Raw genomic sequence first — 18,318 nt, forward strand, 5'->3', positions numbered from 1 at the left:
CACGCCACTTCAGTCATTTTATGTTCTTCTGCAATTGATAAAACACGCTTCCTATTTGCAATGAGGATCAATGGAAGTGTGTGCAGTTTTTACCGCCCGTTTACTGAAGTATCACACCACCTCAGTTAACAGGCGGGCTACTAGGAGCGCTGTTCGCGCTGGACATTTCCGAAAAAGCGGTGATGAAACGGCGTCGACAAGCAATGCTAGTGCCTGCCCAAGCCGCGGTAGCCCCAGCCAGCAGCCTTCCAGGCTTGCGCATCTAACACGTTGCGGCCATCAATGATTTTCGGATGTGCCACAATGCCCCGCACAACAGCAGGGTCGAGATTCTTATATTCATCCCACTCAGTCAGCAAAAGCACGAGGTCCGCACCCTTCAGTGCCGCCATTGTCTCTACCTGCGTGCGCAGTTGTGGCAAACGCTTCTCCACCGCGCCCAGCGCCTCAGGGTCAGTGACCGTCACCTGCGCACCATGCTCATGAAGGCGCAAGGCAACATCCAAGGCGGGCGAATCGCGAATATCGTCACTATTCGGTTTAAAAGCAGCACCCAAAACAGTAATCTTCTTCCCTGCCACCGCACCCCCCAGTGCGGCGAAGGAAAGATCCACCACACGGTCGCGGCGGCGCTGATTAATCTCATCAACCTCACGCAGGAAGCCGACCGCATCCTCCACACCGAGCTCCTCCGCGCGGGAGACAAACGCACGAATATCCTTCGGCAAACAGCCGCCGCCAAAGCCAACGCCGGCGCTTAAAAAGCGATTGCCAATGCGCACATCGTGGCCGAGTGCGTGGGCAAGCTCCACTACATCGCCCCCGGTTGCCTCACACAGCTCAGCCATTGCGTTGATGAAACTGATTTTGGTGGCCAAAAACGAGTTCGCCGCCACTTTCACCAACTCAGCGGTGGGATAGTTCATCACCAGCCGCGGAATCCCCGCCGCCAGCATGGAGGCATAAATCTCATCGAGCACCGATTGCCCATGGACAGCATGCGCGGGATCATCAGAAAGCCCATAAACAAGCCGATCCGGGCGCAACGTGTCCTCCACCGCGAAACTTTCGCGCAAAAACTCAGGATTCCACACTAAGGTCAAACCCAGCGGGGCAATGCGCTTCGCCAACGCGTGGGCAGTACCCACCGGAACAGTAGATTTACCCACCACCACAGGTTTTTTCGTGGAAGACTTAACTGCAGCTTCAATCATGTCAAAAGCCGAGTTCACGAAACTCAAATCCGCCGCACCGCTGGTAGCCGATTGTGGAGTACCCACAGTAACGAAGTGGACGTCGACGTCGACAAGCTCATCCGTGGCAGGAGCAACCGCAAAACGCAACCTGCCCGACGCCAAGCTCTGCTGCAAAATCTGCTCAAGCCCAGGCTCAAAAAACGGCACATCCCCCCGATTCAACACAGCCACCTTATCAGCATCAATGTCGACACCAATCACATCATGGCCCAACGAGGCCATACACGCAGCATGCACGGCACCAAGATAGCCGCAGCCAATCACAGAAATCTTCATAATTTTTCACTCCTTCACAGAATGGGAAATCCACTGATTAATAAAAGGTTGTGCACTCGGGCGAAACGCATACACACAACACAACCGCAACCGCGCAGCCTGGGTATAGGCCTGCAAACGGCTAGGCGAAATAACTAAAGAATCCGCAAGCTCCCTTACAGCCTGCGAAATGCGCGCCTGAACACTGTCCGAATACACCTTCTGAAACCCACGCAATTCCACATGCGCAAGCACATTGCCCACATCCAAAGCCGCCTCACCAAAAGCAACAGTGTCCAAATCCAACACACTCAGCTGCGACCCGTCCCACAAAAGCTGCTTATCATGCAAATCCCGATGCAACACCACACAAGGATCAGCAGGTTTCAACAACTCACCAGCAAGCGCATCCACACTACGAGCAAGCCGCTGACACGAATGCGCATCGAGCATCCCAAAATGCTCAACCTGATTCAGCCAGTGTCGCAGCACACCAAGCTCATCACCGGCATCGTGCGACGACAGGCCCACACCAGCACCACGCGCAAACTTCGGCCACAACTCAACAAACCGCTCCCATCCCGGCACCGACGCATCACCTAAGGCACACAACGTATCACCGGGAAGAAGCTCATACTCCACCACCGAAGCAGCAGAACGCACAACAGAAGCTGCACGAAAACCCGCAGCCTTAGCCAGAGCAGAATAATCCGGACCAACACCCTTGCGCACATGCTTGACCACCACACCAGCAGCGCGATTAACAACAACCGCACGCTTATTCAACCGGTGCACCACCAAACCCTCATGCGGCGCCAACTCAGGCAACGCCTCATCGCAACCAAAAGGAACAAGGCGCACCACACCATCAGCATCAATCGCACCAGCACGCAACTGACCATCAATAATCTGCTCAAAAACCACACTGTTCGTTTTCAGCTGCGGCCACGCACGCACAACAGAAGGCAACGAAAATAAAACCTCACGCACCCTCATCACCCCACCTGCCCCACCTGCGCAATACGCGCAGCGATATCATCACGCCACGTCGGCGAACCCGCACGCACCGGCTCCATCAAACGCAACAACTGGGCATGAACCTGCGCACAGCGAATATCAGCATCCGAAGGCAACGGGGCAACCTGCGCATACCCACACAAAAACGCATCCTGGTGGGAAGGATTCAACGCAGACACAAAAGAGCCAAGATCACTAGCAGCAGGACCTAAATGCACCCGATCAAAATCACTCAACCACACCTTTTCATGCCTGTGATCACACAACACCTGATCCGGAGTGAAATCACCATGGACCACAACCTCACGCGAATCCTCATACTCAGGCACATCCAAACCAGCCGCCGCAGCAGCAAGCGAAGGATCCACAGCACTCAAAATACGCACATGCGCCTTCAACTGCCGACGCACATCCCGCCGCTTGACCGCACAGCCCCCATCCACCAACGAACGAGCCCCATGCAACCGAGCAAGCAAACCACCCACCCGGGCCACAGCACCCACATCAGGGCTACGCGCCAAATCAGTATCGCCCACAAACTCCATCACACTGACATGCGGATTCGAACCATCATCCACACGCGCCTGCATAGGAACCACCGCCGACATCAACTCATGCACCTTCGGCGAAGGCACACTCTTCCTACTGACACGCCACACCTGATCCCCCACCCTAAAAATCACTCGGCGCGCTGGGTTATAGCGAAGCAATGTACCGGTGGTGACTTCTTCCGGCAGCAGCCTTAAATGCGTAAACAGTTTGGGGTCACTGATCACATCGCCGGTTTGGAGAATGATATTTTCACTCAGTTGCTGGGTTCGCACATTCATCTGTGCTTTGTGGGCAATGCGTTGAAGCTTCGTAGCCTTAATGTGGCTTTTCGGCCACAACAGTCGCAGCCAACCAACAGTGATACCCGTTGTGGCATCTGTGATCGAGGCGATCAGGGAGGTGTCGGGTTTGATCCGGATCCATTCGGCGGTGACGTGACTACCGAGGTGATCATAGAGCCAGTTGGGGTCGGTGAGGTGGTCGATATAGGTTGCGGTTGTGTTGGTCATGAGGCGAACTCCTCTTTGGAATTGACCCAGTTTCTAAATTCTTCACTGGTGGAATACAGGTCTGAGGGGGCGCCGTTGAGTTGCACGCGGCCGTTTTCCAGCCACACCACGCGATCAGCGCGCAGGGCTACCTCAGCATCGTGGGTGACAGCAAGTGTGGTGCGGCCTTCGACGAGTTTCTCGATCGCTTCGAGCACCAGACCTGCGGATTCAGGGTCGAGTCCGGAGGTTGCTTCGTCGAGAATCACAATAGGGGTGTCGCGGAGCAAGGCGCGGGCGATGGCCACGCGTTGGCGTTGCCCGCCGGATAATGTTCCGCCGCGTTCCCCGACAACGGTGTCGTAGCCTTTGGGCATGGCGGTGATGAAATCATGCGCGTTGGCGGCCTTGGTGGCTGCTTCGATTTCGGCGTCGGTGGCATCGAATCGCCCGTAGCGGATGTTTTCACGGATGGTTCCGCTAAACAGGATGGCCTCTTGGTGCACAAGTGAGACATGGGAGCGCAGATCGGCAAGATCCACACTGGTCAGTGGGATACCATCGATGCTCACGGTCCCATGTGTGGGGTCGAGGGCACGCACTAACAGGGAGACTAGGGTGGATTTACCCGCCCCGGATGGGCCGATAATTGCTACTGTTTCCCCAGGGTTAATGGTGAGGTTGAGCCCGCGCAGCACCTTTGTTGATTCGTAGTTGGTGTGCACATTCTCGAAGGTGACTAAACCAGTCACATCATCACCGAGTGGGGTGGGGTTGTGAGGCGAAGCAATATCGGATTGCAGTTCCATCAGATCAGCGACACGTTCACCGGAGGCGGTGGCGCGGGCGATACGCCCGGTATATTTCGCCATATCTCGCAAAGGTTTCATGGTGGTGCGCAAATAGGTGGTAAACAGCACGAGATCACCTAAGGTCATTTCCCCTTCGAGCACCCGCAGCCCGCCACCAACCAGCACGGCTGCTTGCGCCAAACCCACCAGCACATCGGTGCTGCGCTCTAATCGGGCAGCAAGGCGCCTACTTTTCACACCCGCTTTTAATGAGGTGGTGTTTGCACCAACAAAGCGGTCGGAGATCAACGATTCCAAGCCGTAGGCCTGAACAATTTTGATTGAGGACAGTGATTCTTGTGCCGTATTTGCCAGCTGCCCCTCCGCTTTACGGGTAGTGCGTGCAGCCACAGCAATCTTGTGTGAAGCCCCGCGTGAGGTCACCATGAACACAAGCATGGCTGCTACCACCACCAAAGATAGGAGGGGGTCGAGCACCACCATAATGATGAGCATGACCACCAGTGTGATCACATTAGCTAATAGTGGCAGGCCGGCTGTCACCGCGACTTCTTGCATGCGGTTGACATCAGACACTAGGCGCTGCACAGTATCCGCGCTGCGATTTTTTGAGTGGAATTGCTGGCTGAGCCCCTGGACGTGTTGGAAAATTCGGGCACGCAACAATGTCGATGCCCGCGAACCCACCAAGGCGAAAGCCACAGTGGCAAGATAGTTACACAGTGCCCGCATGGCCACCACGAGCAAAAAGGCAGCACCACAAATCAGCAGCAAGCGCAACGAAGCTGGGGCTTCAGCAATATCTGCACCGATGGACACCGACAATGCATCGATAACAAATTTCAGCGGCCACGGCTCTAACACACGAAAAACCACTTCGAGCAGCAGCACTGTCACTCCACCGACGATCAGTTTTCGTTGGGGTTTCACATCTGGTGCGATGAGTTTTAACGTGCGCTTAATCGCAATTTTCTTCATTCGTTTCGGCATCAGCGGCCTGCCTTTGACAGACCAGCCAACGCAAACATGGTGGAAACAACACTCGACCAGCTGTGCTTTTCCACCGCCCGTGCCCGAGCCCGCGCCCCTAATTCAGCGCAGGTGGTTGGGTTGGTGGCAAGCTGGTCAATCGCCGTGGCCAATGCCTGCCGATCCGATGGGGGAACGAGGATGCCGACGTCGGCAAGCACGTTGGGGATTTGCCCGATTTCTGAAGCCACTACAGCAAGCCCTGCTGCCATGTACTCGTAGACCTTCAGCGGTGAAAAATACGCCTGATCGTGCGGATAAGGGGCAACCCCAATGCTGGCACCGGCAAGGTGAGCTGGGATTTCTTCCGGCGCCACGGCACCGACAAACTCCACGTCCAGCCCCAACTGTGCGGCTGTGCGCTCTAAGTTCTCGCGCTGCGGGCCGTCCCCGATGATGCGCAGACGCCACTGGCTTTGCGCATGCGCATAAGCCTCAATCAAAACATCGACCCCATGCCAAGGCTTGAGGGTGCCCACGAACACCACGAGTGGTGCGGCGTGCTCATCCACCGGTTGCGGGGTGATGCGATGCACATTAACCCCATTAGCCACGGTGTGCACGGTTGTGGCACCAGTTAGCGCAATTACCCACTCACGCACCGGCTCAGACACACAAACGGTGGCTAAAGCGGCGGTGACTTGGCGCGATAAAGCGCGGTAGGCGTAGTCTTCGGCGACGAGTTCGCGATGTGTGCGCTGCTCATCGATCAGCGGCGCATTCACTTCGAGGATCGCTGGCAGCGCAGAATCTGCGATCACCTCACTAAACAGCGAGTATCGTTCATAAATGCACTCGAAGTCACCCTCAGCAATCAATTCACTGATACGTTGACTGGCCTTGATTTGTTCCTGCTCGCGCACAGCGGCAGGCCCTTGTCCCACGGGGATTTCCACAACATTCAGCGTTGCAAGATCAGCGGGTACGTCCTTGCCCCGCCTGGTGGCAAAGACGGTGACGTCGTGTCCGTGCGCACGCATTTCCCGGATCACTTCTTGGATGTGCACGCTTGCGCCTTTGGTACCAAAGACGGGAATGCCGGGGTCGACACAAACATAGGCAATTTTCACTTTTTACACTCCTTGGGCGGATTCCCACCCTGACAATGTGCGGGCCTGGCTCAAGCTATCGAAGTGCTTTTCGACGAACTTCCGGGCGTTTCTGCTCAAGCTGAGGCCATCGATGGTTCCACGGGCAAAGTTTTCCAGTGCTTGGGCAAGGGCGGGTACATGTCCAGGTTCAAGCAAAATGCCGGTGTCGTCATGACGAATCACCTCAGGGATTCCGGTCACCGAAGTTGCAATCACTGGGGTTCCACAGGCCATGGCCTCTAAAATCACCGTGGGCAAACCATCAACGTTGCCATCCGCCCCAGGTACGCAGGGGGCAACAAATACATGGCTGCGACGCAGTAGCTCACGTACTTCCTCTTGGTTCAGCGGGCCTAGCATGGTGACAGTATCGTCGAGATCAAGATCGGAGATCTTTTGCTCAAGCTCCTCTTTGAGTTCACCAGCACCGCCAAGCGAAACCTTCACCGGAATACCTTTTGCTTTGACAATCGCAACCGCTTCGATCAGAGCACCAAATCCCTTTTTCGGCACCAGCCTGCCCACCGCCGCAATTTCAAGCGGCTCACTTAACGTTGGGGGCTTGTGATACGGGAAGCGCTCAAGCTCCAAGGCGTTATACTGCAAGCTAATATTTGCCCCTGTACCAGACAAAACCTGCTGCAGATAGTTGTAGTTGTACTGGCTAATAGCAATCACGCGCGTAGCATCACCACAAATCCGGCGCAGCCACTGCATATCAACACTGTTGTGAAAGATATCCTTCGCATGTGTGGTCACGGTGTAGGGAATGCCCGTCAGCTTCGAGGCCACCCACGCCATCCGACCTGACAGTGCAGCGAAATGGGCATGGAAGTGGGTGATGCCTTCGTGTTTAGCTTTCAGTGCCAGCTCCAAGCCTTGTGCTACTTCGGTATGTCCCAAGGTGGAAAGCTCCGGCAAAATAGCGGCGAAATTTTTCACGATTTCGCTCTCTTCTACAATGCCAGTGATTCGTTGCCACAAATCTTCCGCCCCAAAAGGACGTCCGATCCACTTCACCTCAGCACGCACTCTCGCTAATTCAGGGTGGAAACGCGCATCGGTGGTGGGGCGCAGAGCAAAAATTGTCAGCTCATCGCCAATCGCTTCGCGCGCTAAAATTTCCGTCACAATAAACGTTTCCGAAAAGCGCGGATAAACCTTAAGAATATAACCAATTCGAGTATTCATGACAGCACCTCAATCCGTGCATCGCGCACACAATCTAAAGCAAACTGGGCAACCGTTGCTAAACCATGTCGGGCAATCGGAGCACGGTTAATCTTCTTCCCCACCGCCCGCGCCGCCCATCGGCCTAATACCTGACTACTTAAATCCTGCATTCGGGTGTATTCCACCATCCCGACCGCAGCCAGCGAGCGCGCCCGGATTAGCTGTTCGCGCCGTGGTACTTCACGGGGAACAATCATTGCGGGGGTATCGGTTGCAAGAATTTCAGCAGTGGTGTTGTAGCCACCCATGGAGATCACCGCAGCAGCGCGCGCAATTTGGCTGGCCAGCCCCGGCCAGGACTTGATTACCTCGACATCCCGACGCATATTAGCGGCGCGGGATAAAACCTGGAAGCGGTAATCATCAAGTTGTGGCCCCGCCACAATCACATGCCGATGCCCGGCTGGCACTTTCATGTCCACTGCTATACGGGCAAGATCGAATCCATCTTCGCCCCCACCCACGGTGGTGAGAATAAAAGGCGACGGTGCTATGTCTGCTTTGCGGTCGATAATCTGTCGCCCCGTGGAAAGATAGCCGGTGTATTTAATTTTATCGGCCAACTCAACTGGTATTTCACCAGTTGCGATGGGATCGTGAATATTTCGATCCCCATACACCCAGATGGAATCCACCAGATCATGGATCAAAGTGATATCGCCGAGTCGATCCCATTCCGCGCGGGCCACCTCCGGCGAGTCGAGTACTTCACGCAAACCCAGCACGATATGGGTATGGGGGTGTTCTTGCTTCAGCGCGATCAAAGGCTCTTTGAGTTCTTCCCACACGCCAAAAATATGACGGTCGATCACGACGATATCTGGCTGGTAGCTCAGCAAGGTGGATGCGATGATAGCTGAGCGCAGCTGGATCAGATGCGGGGTATCTTCGTTGAGGTTGCGGGCTTGGTAGCCGCCCTCACCTTTAGCAATGCCAGGTACTGCAACCCAATCGAAACCTGCCGGCAAGGTAAACAGATTGGTGGGCGTAAGCCCAGACAAGAGCAGGCCGGAAACATTCGGGATCGCTTGCGCGATGTGGTGTGCGAGTGCCAAATTTCGGCGGACGTGCCCTAGCCCTTGCGAATCATGGCTGTACATCAGCACCCGTGTCGGGGTGATAGTCATGGTATTAAGCCTTACCTAAAATATCCTTGACCACTTATGGGCAAGGGAAAGAGAAAAGAGAAAAAATGCAAATTTGTTGTTTTGTTTTATCCCTACTTACGTATCTTTTTCAGCTTAGGTAGATTTTTTGCTGGCCTGCAAATAAGCGCTGGGCGATAATGAAAAACTGCTCGATCCCCCTCATGAAATAGATTGCGGATTCACCAAGCTTGATCTGCACATTTATGCAGTTGTCAAAATAATCTCAGCTTTTTTATCCATCTCGCCTCCAACCCCATGACCGGCGGTTATGAAATGAAAATGAAATGAAAATGAAGAATGTAATTCTGCACACATTCTGCAGCTGAGTGCACTTTTCCTCCAACCCTAGGTCGTCCAGACACTCCCACCAACACCATTGGTCATCCCCCGTCTAAACCACACAATCACCGCTCCGCAAGGATCAACGCATACCCCCTTCGCCCATTTTTCTTCCACTTTTCACCCCGGAAACCGTATTCACCACAGCACAATTTTCCTCTGTTAACCGCGATAGATTTATACCAAAAACATCCCTCGAACCACCGGTGGCGATCCAAGATAAACACCCACCCCAAGGGCGGTTGTGTACCTCCGCTCGTGGCTGCACACATACGCGGTGAAATTGCGGTTTGACGATGAGGTTTCTCACCGGGGAAATACGTATCAAACTCTGACCTGTGGTTTAAGCGGCGTGATGGGTGGAACGTCAACGCAAAGCACGTGGGGTCCTTACTCAGAATGGTTTTTGAAAAGGAAAATCAGACTGAAAGGAACTCCCGCGTACTTGCGTTTGTACCACACTTTTTCGCCCCAATTTCTACTGTACGTACCATCAGCACATGGCCTCACCCACCGCAAACGCCACGACCGTCGTACGCTTCAACGGGCCGCAACGTGTTGGGTACAAGAAATTATGTTACTGAAGCTGGCTTCAGCACGGACGAATCAGTGTCACGTTCGGGCACACAGGTAAAGCGAAAGCAACGAAGGATGAGTTGTGTTGGAAGGCGTATGAAACCCTTGAAAAACTACTCACCAAAGGCAACTTCACCTAAAACCCTCAGCGCCAACCATCATTTACCCCCGCATAGGGGTGGAGAGCGTGGGGTGGAAAAAATTTTGGGAACGCACACCCTGATTTTCCAGTCTTTATATATAAGGGAATAAAACCCTACCCCAGCACATGTGTTTTAAGAGAGGACTTTATGCGCACACGTATTCTCACAGCACTCGTTGCCTGTGGTGTGGCGGTATCTGGCTGCGCACCACCACAGGACACCGGGGCTGCCCACACCACTACTACAGAAGAAACCTATCCTTTTGAAACCTGGGAGTCACCACCCAAACCCAGCATGATCCCCCTGCCACCAGACAGGGAATATGTTGAGGCCTTCGACAAGTTTGACCCCAACAACACACTGTACGATCTGTGCGACACACTCACCCCAGAAGAACTCGCAGAAATCGGATTAAAGAAAATCTCGATGACGAGGAGAGACTCAACTCCGATGATTGATTGTGGCATGAGCGAAATTCATACAACCGACGGCATCCATGGAGCCTTCAGTGTATCAACCCATTTTGCGCGCTATTCCTGGATGCGTGATCACGGGTTGGTTATTGATGCGACTTTCCCCGGTATTGATGAGCGCATCTACTTCAGCAACCTGCCTCAAGTTGATGATGACAAATACTGTGATGCTGCTATTAGCACGCCCCATGGGCGAATCAGTATCGCTTTTTCACACACTGGTAAAGCCACACCAACGAAGGATGAGTTGTGTTGGAAGGCGTATGAAACCCTTGAAAAACTACGTACCAAAGGAGGATTCCAATGACCCTATTCATGGATAAACAACAAATCATCGACAGCGTTCACACCCTTGAACAACTCAGCAAAGAATCTGGCAATGCTGCTTTGTACTCTGCACGAAATCCACTTGATGGTGGTTTTTCTTCGGTGAGTGGTTTAGACCAGCTCGGGGAACAACACGGTCGGGTTCTTCATGGTGGGGCTGGGAGTGCTTTTGATATGCTCACAGCCTTTGAACGTCAGGTGAAATGGTTGGAAGAAAACCTCTATGCCAACTACTACTCACTTTCAGGCATGAACCGGTTTGCCACCGATGAGTTCGATCGCATCCTGGAAGAAACCGGAGTCCCAATGTTTCCCAGGGTCTATTTCCCTACCCGCCCTGACCTAGGATTCGAAGGATTCAACTTCCCACCACCAGTTGTGAATCAAGCAGCAAGCTTAGAACAACTCGCTTCAGCTCTTGCTTCCACCAACAACGCTGCAGCGATAGAAGCTGCAGACCTCTGGGCTACTTTGGCACGTGATGCCACTGCGATCAGTGACCGGTTAAACAGCGTGGCCAGTGAACTGATCGCAGCAAACAAAGGCACCCCCTTTGAAAAAGCAAACACCGCTATTACTACCATGGCGCAATCGGGCATGAACTTCGCTCAGAATGCTGCGCTGATGGCACAATCTACCACCGCGCTATCAGCAATCGCACCAGGGTTTGCCCCACAGGTGACAGCAGCAGTTGCTAAAGTCAACGCACTCCGCACCACCCAAGGAGGCATCGTTGTTGCCCAACAAGCAGAACAACTTTTCCTCCAAGGCTTCCGTACAGCCCTTGCAACCGCAGCAACAGCAGCAATGCCTGTAACACGCCACTGATGGAACCTGCACCCGCAGGCGCAGGCGGAGGAAGCACAAACGAAGCAACCAGCACAATCACTACCACCAACTGGGTACAGAATACCCAACAAGCAGCTAGGGAGCTTGACCTTGAACCCCACGAACTTGCTGAACGGGTGTTAGATCAGGTAGCAACCCAGCAATCCGCGCTAGGGCTTGATCCTGCAACTATTAACCCACTTAATGCCCATCAACACCCAACCACACATGGTGGTGTTGGTAATGCTACTGGTTGGGGTGCAGGCGCAGGTGCAGGCTATGGTGGTGGATCTTATGCTGGTGGCACAGCACAGTCACACATTACCGGTGGAAACACGCAGCATCATAGGGTGTCGCATACGATGCCGCACCAATCTGGTAGCAACCATGTTGGAGGAACCAACACCACCACCGGCACCGGCACCGGTGGTGGCAGAGGCACAGGTGCAGGTGCAGGTGGGTATGGTGCTGGTGTTGGTGGCTATGGTGCAGGTGCTGGTGCTGGTGGTTCTCATCGCTCGGGTGGCTCACACACCGGGAGGGGACATAACCCAACCGGCACAGGCACAGGCACCGGCTCTGGCACTGGTTCGGGTTCGGGTGGTGGGTCCCATCGGGGTCACAGCCCCTACAACAACGGACAAGGCACAGGAAACAATCCCAATACTGGTGCTGGTTCTGGCGGTGCTGGTGGTTCTGGTGGTCGTGGATCAACGATGGCAGGCGGGGCACCCATGGGTGGTGCAGGCGGTGCTGGTGGTGGGCAGCAAGCGAATAATCGCAAGCGTACAACCAACCGGACACGACGCACAGCGGTTAAAGGAGTACTCCAACAAGCAGAACGCGATAAAAACCTCCTCGACCTTCTAGGCGAAGCACCCAAAGTAGTCCCCCGCGTCATCGGCGCAGACGTCTTCAAACCCCGCCACGAACGCGACAAATAACACCTATGGCGGTGGCATAAGTCCGCCACCGCCACCTTAACCACCCCATTTTTCACTAGGGCGGGTGAGAAAACCTCAATCTTGAACCCTTTCCAAAAGACATAAAAGAGTTCCTAGAATATCTCGCCCATTGGACACAAGGTTATTCCAGCGGATTGAAATGGGACGAGGAAGAAAAACTCAAGGCCGACATGATGAATCGCCCAGACCGATGGGCACCCGTTACTGTAGAACAAGTACGAGTAAAGTGTCGAGAACTAGGGATGCGACCCAATGACGTTGATACAATCACAGGCCTTATGCAACGACGGAAAAGGACATCGCTTCAGGGTAACAAGCTCATACCGTGATTTTCGCTTCAGATAGTTTTGATACTCAATGAGGTTTTCTCACCAGAGTATTTTGTGGCCAAGGTGTAGAACGACTAAAGCAGCTTTTGCGATGGGTGTGATGGTCTTGGGGTATAGGGGGCGAAGGTCATGTCGACGGCGATGAGTGTGACACCAAGCGCTGATGGTACATGCAGTGGTGATGGGTGAGAAAAAGTGAAGCAAAAACGCAAGCACGCGGTGTTCCTTTCAGTTTGATTTTCCTTTTCAAAAACCATTCTGAACTTGGAACCCCGCGTGCTTTCTGTTGACGTTCCACCCACCAAACCCCCATAACCACTGGTTAGCGTTTCATACGCATTTCCCCGATGAGAAAATCTCAATGACTGAACACACAATTTTCTTCCCAGGATTTCGTGAAGTTTTCTCACCAGAATTTGTTGTGCTTGGGGTGGGTTGACAGCTTTGACTGTGGCATGTTCAGCGCAGGAAATCTTCCTTCGGGCCTGATGCAAGGTTGAGGATAGCGTGTAATTCTCGTGCTTTCTTTCGCGCTGCACTCGCCTTGGCTTGGCCTGCGATACTATCAAGTGCCGCGAAGTCTTCAGGATGAATAAATCCATGCTCAATGCCATATCTGAGCAAGTCAGTATGCGCAAGCGCAGCATCGAGAACCCGGTTGAGCCAGTGTGGATTTTTTTCTTGCTTCGCCGCGAAGCTTAAAGAATCGGTAATGAAAGGCCACAGAGAAGGAAGCGAGGCTGGGTTTTTGGTAACAAAACCGATCACTTTACCGGGGCTAAATAGATCAGTGTGATTGAGCAGCACCTGCATGGCAGAGTGGGTTGAATCAGGATCAACCAGCATAGAGCTTAAGAGATTCTTCACCGCATAACACGCGGACCCATACTCGTCATTGTGTGTATTCTGCAGTCCAGCAAACATTGCCACTATTGCCACATCGGGTAGTCTGGAGGGCCTTTTTTTCGACCTATAGTTCGGGTCATAATCCTCAATAACGAACTTTTCCCCATTCCAATACATGAATCGTCGTGGAGCATGACTAATCCGAAGGGGTGTTTCAGTGCGTTCAATAATGGTGCACCGATCGTGGAAAATCCAGTCTCGAAGACAACTGGGCTCTGCTAGAAGGAAACTGCGCCCAGGGTAGTCGCGTAGCTGGAACTCAGTCCATATCTGGTGCGCCACCAGAGGGGTTTCACCACGTAAAATTCTCACCGACGTAGTGTCTAACACAACCCCTGGGGCGGGCTTGGGCAAACACCATAATGCTTGGAATTCCTCAGAGCTTAAGGAATTATTCCCTTGAGCTCCGCTGGTGAGCTGCTCAGCAGAAGCTTCGCACTCTCCTAAAACCGCCACGATTTCTTGGGCCGCCTCAATCACTTTCGACGTCCCCGTGCGTTCAGCCCACGCCCGTGCCCCCAGTGCCATAAGCGCGGATTTCGGTGCGCGCCCAGCCGAAACTGCGGCCAGAACATGCGGGGCGAGCCTTGCCATCGACGCAGCCACTTCACTAACACCAGCTGGGGTGGTCTTGCGGATAAAAGCCTGCGCAAGGAGGGCGTCGTAAAGCGGCCAAATTACAGAGAGCAAACCTTCACGGGCTAACTGCTCCCATGTCTGCGCAATGCCACGGCAGCTGGTGAGGTCATCTTTCCAACCTAAGTAGCGCACATCTGCCACCCCGGGGCGCAAGAGGCCGCGCTCCCACGAATGCATGAGCGCCTCGTAGACTCCTTCCAACTCACCAGCGGTGGTCGGGCGCTGAATGTTCAGCATGTTGATGGCTAACCCTGGCCCGAAGGGGCGTTGCGAGCGGGCTGCTTGTGCAGCGATGCGTCCCAGCGTGGGCCCTTTGCTCGATGATTCCCGCCGAAGTAGCGTCCATGCACCATCACCCCAGCTAGGTACGGTTGCGGGGTCAATTGTTTCGTCATGCCAAGCAGAGGGCGTGAAGCGTCGCGGCAGGTGCTTCAGCGCAGGCGGGGCTTGCAACGCCATCGGGAACCACCTGCCAAAATGTGGCTCTAGTGCTGGCTCCGCATAGGGGTGAGCGATATAGGCTGCCGCTATCTGTCCTGCATTCTGTTCGAGTGCCTCGCCTTGCCATGTGTGCACTGGCATGGTGAACTCGCTGAGGCGTTTCTGTACACTGCGTTGATCTATGCCGGAAAGATCCAACCGCAGCAACGCAAGTACGAAGTCGGGTTCATACACGGGTGCACCGCATTGGTGGTACTTTTCTAATCGTTGGACAAAGTCATCAACAGTGATGCGCAGGTCAATATAAGAAGGTTCGGACAGGATGCTCGGCATCTGCGCTGCATGCACCACGACGGTGGCGTCGCGGCTCGCCACGATGTATTTTTTCTCGTATAGCCACATGTAGGTGTCCATATCCCCGTTGAAGTAATTGGGGAATAGCCACTGGCGGGCACCGTAGGGCGCACCTTGGACGGCGCGTTGTGCCATGTCGGGATCGTGGTGGACCAGCGCGAAGTAGCGGCTTAAGAATATCTCCACGTCCACATCGGAATAGAAGTTTTCCTTGGGCAATTTGCCAAGTGCTTCCATCACTGACTCTACGCTTACGCTCCCCGCATCGTAGCGTGGTACTTCCCACAGCGGTGGGGTTTCCTGCCACATCTGCGCTTCTGGTTTGTCGCTTGTCGACGCCGCCTCAATACCCCATGCTTGCATCAGTTCGCGTGCATACTGCAGCACGTGACTATCGGTGGAATCTAACAGGGGCACAAGAGCTGGGGCGAATTCTTCAACGATCTCAAGGGCCGGTGTGTGTCGCTGAGCTAAAGCGTGAAGAACCTGCTTGAGTGCTTTGTTCGTTTTGGTGTACAACGCCCCAAGAGCCACATCGACAAGATCAACGTCTGCGACTAGTGGGATCAGCCGCGTGCCAATGGCCTCAATAACGCTCGGCTCGCCAGTGCTCAATAATGGGCCTAGTTGGGTTTTCTGGGCTAATAAATCTGCATCGCTTAAACCAAGGGTTTCCATCAGGAGTGTGACCATCTGTTGGCGATCTCTGCGCCTGGGCACTATTTCCATTTCGGCGATGATCATAGCGATCAGCCGATCACGGTCGAAGCGGTTGTTGAGTGCGCGGTGCACCAGCACAAACCCTAAGGGTCCGACCAGTGAAATGTTTTCCTCAATGGCGGTGTTAAGATGCTCCTCCAAGCGGGTTTCGAGCAGTTCTGGGCTTATAACGTGAAGGTATTTATGCCGTGCGGTCCACCGAATGGTGTCAATTTTGACCACTAGGTCTGCGACCATGGCCGCCCAATCCACAAGATAGTCGGCCTTTCGCGGGATGGGGCAGTGAAACTCCGGGTCGCAGATAGCCAGGATTACGGCTACTAGTGGACCATCGGGAAAGGTGCAACAAAAAGAATCACCGAACCGTGACTCTCGGGTGTTCATGCATGTGAGCGCAAATTTCGTCCCACGTTCTTTTACTGCAGCACATAAAACTTCCGGCGGTCCTTCATATGTCAGGGTGTGAAACCGTTTCGGGGAGGCGCCGGCACGGGTGGCATAGATCGTCCGGAAATCGTGGTTGGGGTTGAGGAAATCTTCGGGAATCTCAGCACCCGAAAAAAGCAACGAGCACACTTGAGCGCTGAACTTTTTTGTACCCAATGGCAACTCACCAGCGTTGGAATAGGTAGCTTCCTTCCACCCGAGGGCTACTAGTTGCTGGTCTACCTGCTCAAAATCTTCCAGGGTGGGCGTTGTGGAAACCATTATGCTCTCCTTTTCGCGTTATGTTGTGCGGCTTCACAGTTTTTCACGTTCTCACCTGCCCTTAACACGCCAGTTCCATCTCTGTGGTTTTCGCGTTGAAGCAAGCCGTTACAGTAGCTCTTAACTCATAGCGATCAGGCACCTGTTGGCGGTCAGCCTTTTCGTGCAATCATTTTCCTTCGTCGTACAATCCTTATCCCTCGAAACCACTTCCTGCACAGGCAGGTGGAAGAAGGAATCAAATGCGACAGGATTTAAGCTTTCGCCGCTTCTGAACCTGTGAGCGTAAGAGAGTGCTTCTCCGGCTGAATATCAGAGCCCGAGGAAATCATGCTGGCAGCCAACACATGCTTACACGGACCACGATTACCTGCGTGTGCGAGATACCACGAACAGGTGCACCGTGCACCATCCTCAGGAACCTCAGGATTTTCCCCCAAGGTGGTCTGATATTCCGCATCGCCCGAACGCACAATCCACGTCCGTGGCGAACCCTCCAAAGGCCGCAACGCATTATCAGCCACCAACTTCCGCGCAGACACCAAACGAGGATTCGCCTTCTCAATAGCATCCGGATTATCGGGAAGCTCACGGTGGAAATACGCGTGATCGTGAATATCCCACCCAACACGACCAGAGGCCGCCAGCACCGCGAGAGCAGCCTCCACCCGCTTCGGACTTAACGCCGCCTCGCGGGCAAGACGATCCACATCAATAATTGGCTCAAACGACAACAACGCACTGAGCAACGCCGCATCTTCTTTTACTTGCGGTTGTGCCAAATCAACCAAAAGTGAGCCCTCACCCGAATGCCCACGCCACTCCTCATCGGTAAGCCCCAAGGTTAAACGTGCCCCTGGCAGCTCCAAAGAAACCATCGCGCCAGCCGTAGAATTCGATTCCACCGGGGCGTGGAAACTCATACTTTGCACGTGGGTAAGCAGGCGTTTCATCGCACTCAATCGGTGGAGGCCTTGAACATACACCGCACTAGGAGTTTTCCTAGCCGACACCTTCACCATGCCACGTTGATTGGTCAGCCACCCCGCTTTACCTGTACCGGTTGCCGAAGGCAGGCTTGCTAAGAAAGCCCGCGCACCCGACTGCGGAACACTGAACACCTCGTGAAACTCCCTATGCATGCTAGAAGCATTGCCTAAAGCACGCACCCAACGCTCCGGCATCTCCACGGGGCGTTCTGTAAGCGATTCTTCCAAGGTGGAAGCCGTAAGACCCTCCGCACCCACATCAACATGCAGCAAGGAACGTGCTGGGATAGCCGACAAAACCGCCCGCGACGCTGGGCTCAAATCCACGTTCGTGGTGCCGCGGCCAATCTCACCACCATCGAGGCCCTTCTCGTTGATTTCCAAGCAGGCATAAACCCCATTACACGCAGAAAAGCACTCAGCACGCAGGCGATCACCATGAGCGGAAAGAATAGGATCACGCTCATTGGTGGGAACATAATTGAAATAACGCGTGGCAGTAATATCCGCCAAGGTAACCAACCCACGCGCCAAAACTTGAGGGTGTGTGGCAAAACCGTGGAAAAAACTCGGTGAAACCTCCACCCCTTCAACCCCTAATCCTGGCGCAAGAGCGATATCAAGTCCGGAATCATCGAATACAGTGGTGGCGCTGAATGTACGCGACATTGGGGCTTACTCCTTATTGGTATGAATGTTC

12 protein-coding genes are annotated in these 18,318 nt (G+C 54.0%); 3 read left to right on the forward strand and 9 right to left on the reverse strand.

What is annotated here, in order from left to right:
• Positions 1–206: 206 nt before the first annotated feature.
• From CFELI_RS09430 to CFELI_RS09460, 7 genes are read right to left on the reverse strand one after another with little or no spacing between them, the layout of a single operon-like run.
• Positions 207–1,532, reverse strand: a complete 1,326-nt coding sequence (locus CFELI_RS09430) for a UDP-glucose dehydrogenase family protein (RefSeq protein WP_277104341.1) — start codon at positions 1,530–1,532, stop codon at positions 207–209.
• Positions 1,533–1,538: 6 nt separating this feature from the next.
• Positions 1,539–2,501, reverse strand: a complete 963-nt coding sequence (locus tag CFELI_RS09435) for a phosphotransferase family protein (protein ID WP_277104340.1) — start codon at positions 2,499–2,501, stop codon at positions 1,539–1,541.
• 5 nt (positions 2,502–2,506) lie between these two features.
• Positions 2,507–3,589: a phosphotransferase gene (locus CFELI_RS09440; protein WP_277104339.1), complete on the reverse strand. Its 1,083-nt coding sequence runs from the start codon at positions 3,587–3,589 to the stop codon at positions 2,507–2,509.
• Positions 3,586–5,370: an ABC transporter ATP-binding protein gene (locus CFELI_RS09445; RefSeq protein ID WP_277104338.1), complete on the reverse strand. Its 1,785-nt coding sequence runs from the start codon at positions 5,368–5,370 to the stop codon at positions 3,586–3,588. The genes CFELI_RS09440 and CFELI_RS09445 overlap by 4 nt, the downstream gene beginning before the upstream one ends.
• Positions 5,370–6,479, reverse strand: coding sequence for a glycosyltransferase family 4 protein (locus tag CFELI_RS09450; protein ID WP_277104337.1), 1,110 nt, complete (start codon positions 6,477–6,479; stop codon positions 5,370–5,372). Before CFELI_RS09450 ends, CFELI_RS09445 begins: the two co-directional genes overlap by 1 nt.
• A gap of 3 nt (positions 6,480–6,482) precedes the next feature.
• Positions 6,483–7,691: a glycosyltransferase family 4 protein gene (locus tag CFELI_RS09455; RefSeq protein WP_277104336.1), complete on the reverse strand. Its 1,209-nt coding sequence runs from the start codon at positions 7,689–7,691 to the stop codon at positions 6,483–6,485.
• The gene (locus tag CFELI_RS09460) at positions 7,688–8,860 is read right to left on the reverse strand and encodes a glycosyltransferase family protein (protein WP_277104335.1); all 1,173 of its coding nucleotides are present in this window, start codon (positions 8,858–8,860) and stop codon (positions 7,688–7,690) included. The genes CFELI_RS09455 and CFELI_RS09460 overlap by 4 nt, the downstream gene beginning before the upstream one ends.
• 1,226 nt (positions 8,861–10,086) lie before the next feature.
• On the opposite strand from CFELI_RS09460, the gene CFELI_RS09465 reads away from it, so the two are divergent.
• The 3 genes from CFELI_RS09465 to CFELI_RS09475 are packed head-to-tail and all read left to right on the forward strand — an operon-like array spanning position 10,087 to position 12,511.
• A complete protein-coding gene (locus tag CFELI_RS09465; RefSeq protein WP_277104334.1) occupies positions 10,087–10,719 on the forward strand; it encodes a hypothetical protein in 633 nt (210 codons plus the stop codon).
• On the forward strand, positions 10,716–11,567 hold the full coding sequence (locus CFELI_RS09470; protein WP_290258986.1) for a hypothetical protein: 852 nt from the start codon (positions 10,716–10,718) through the stop codon (positions 11,565–11,567). Before CFELI_RS09465 ends, CFELI_RS09470 begins: the two co-directional genes overlap by 4 nt.
• On the forward strand, positions 11,567–12,511 hold the full coding sequence (locus CFELI_RS09475; protein WP_290258987.1) for a hypothetical protein: 945 nt from the start codon (positions 11,567–11,569) through the stop codon (positions 12,509–12,511). The genes CFELI_RS09470 and CFELI_RS09475 overlap by 1 nt, the downstream gene beginning before the upstream one ends.
• A gap of 809 nt (positions 12,512–13,320) precedes the next feature.
• On the opposite strand, the gene CFELI_RS09480 is transcribed toward CFELI_RS09475, so the two are convergent.
• Complete coding sequence (locus CFELI_RS09480) at positions 13,321–16,629, reverse strand: hypothetical protein (RefSeq protein ID WP_277104871.1); 3,309 nt, start codon at positions 16,627–16,629, stop codon at positions 13,321–13,323.
• A 254-nt stretch (positions 16,630–16,883) separates the two neighbouring features.
• On the reverse strand, positions 16,884–18,287 hold the full coding sequence (locus CFELI_RS09485) for an SWIM zinc finger family protein (RefSeq protein ID WP_277104870.1): 1,404 nt from the start codon (positions 18,285–18,287) through the stop codon (positions 16,884–16,886).
• Between the last annotated feature and the right edge of the window lie 31 nt (positions 18,288–18,318).

Origin of the sequence: Corynebacterium felinum, from assembly GCF_030408755.1 — a bacterium.
Lineage (GTDB): Bacteria > Actinomycetota > Actinomycetes > Mycobacteriales > Mycobacteriaceae > Corynebacterium > Corynebacterium felinum.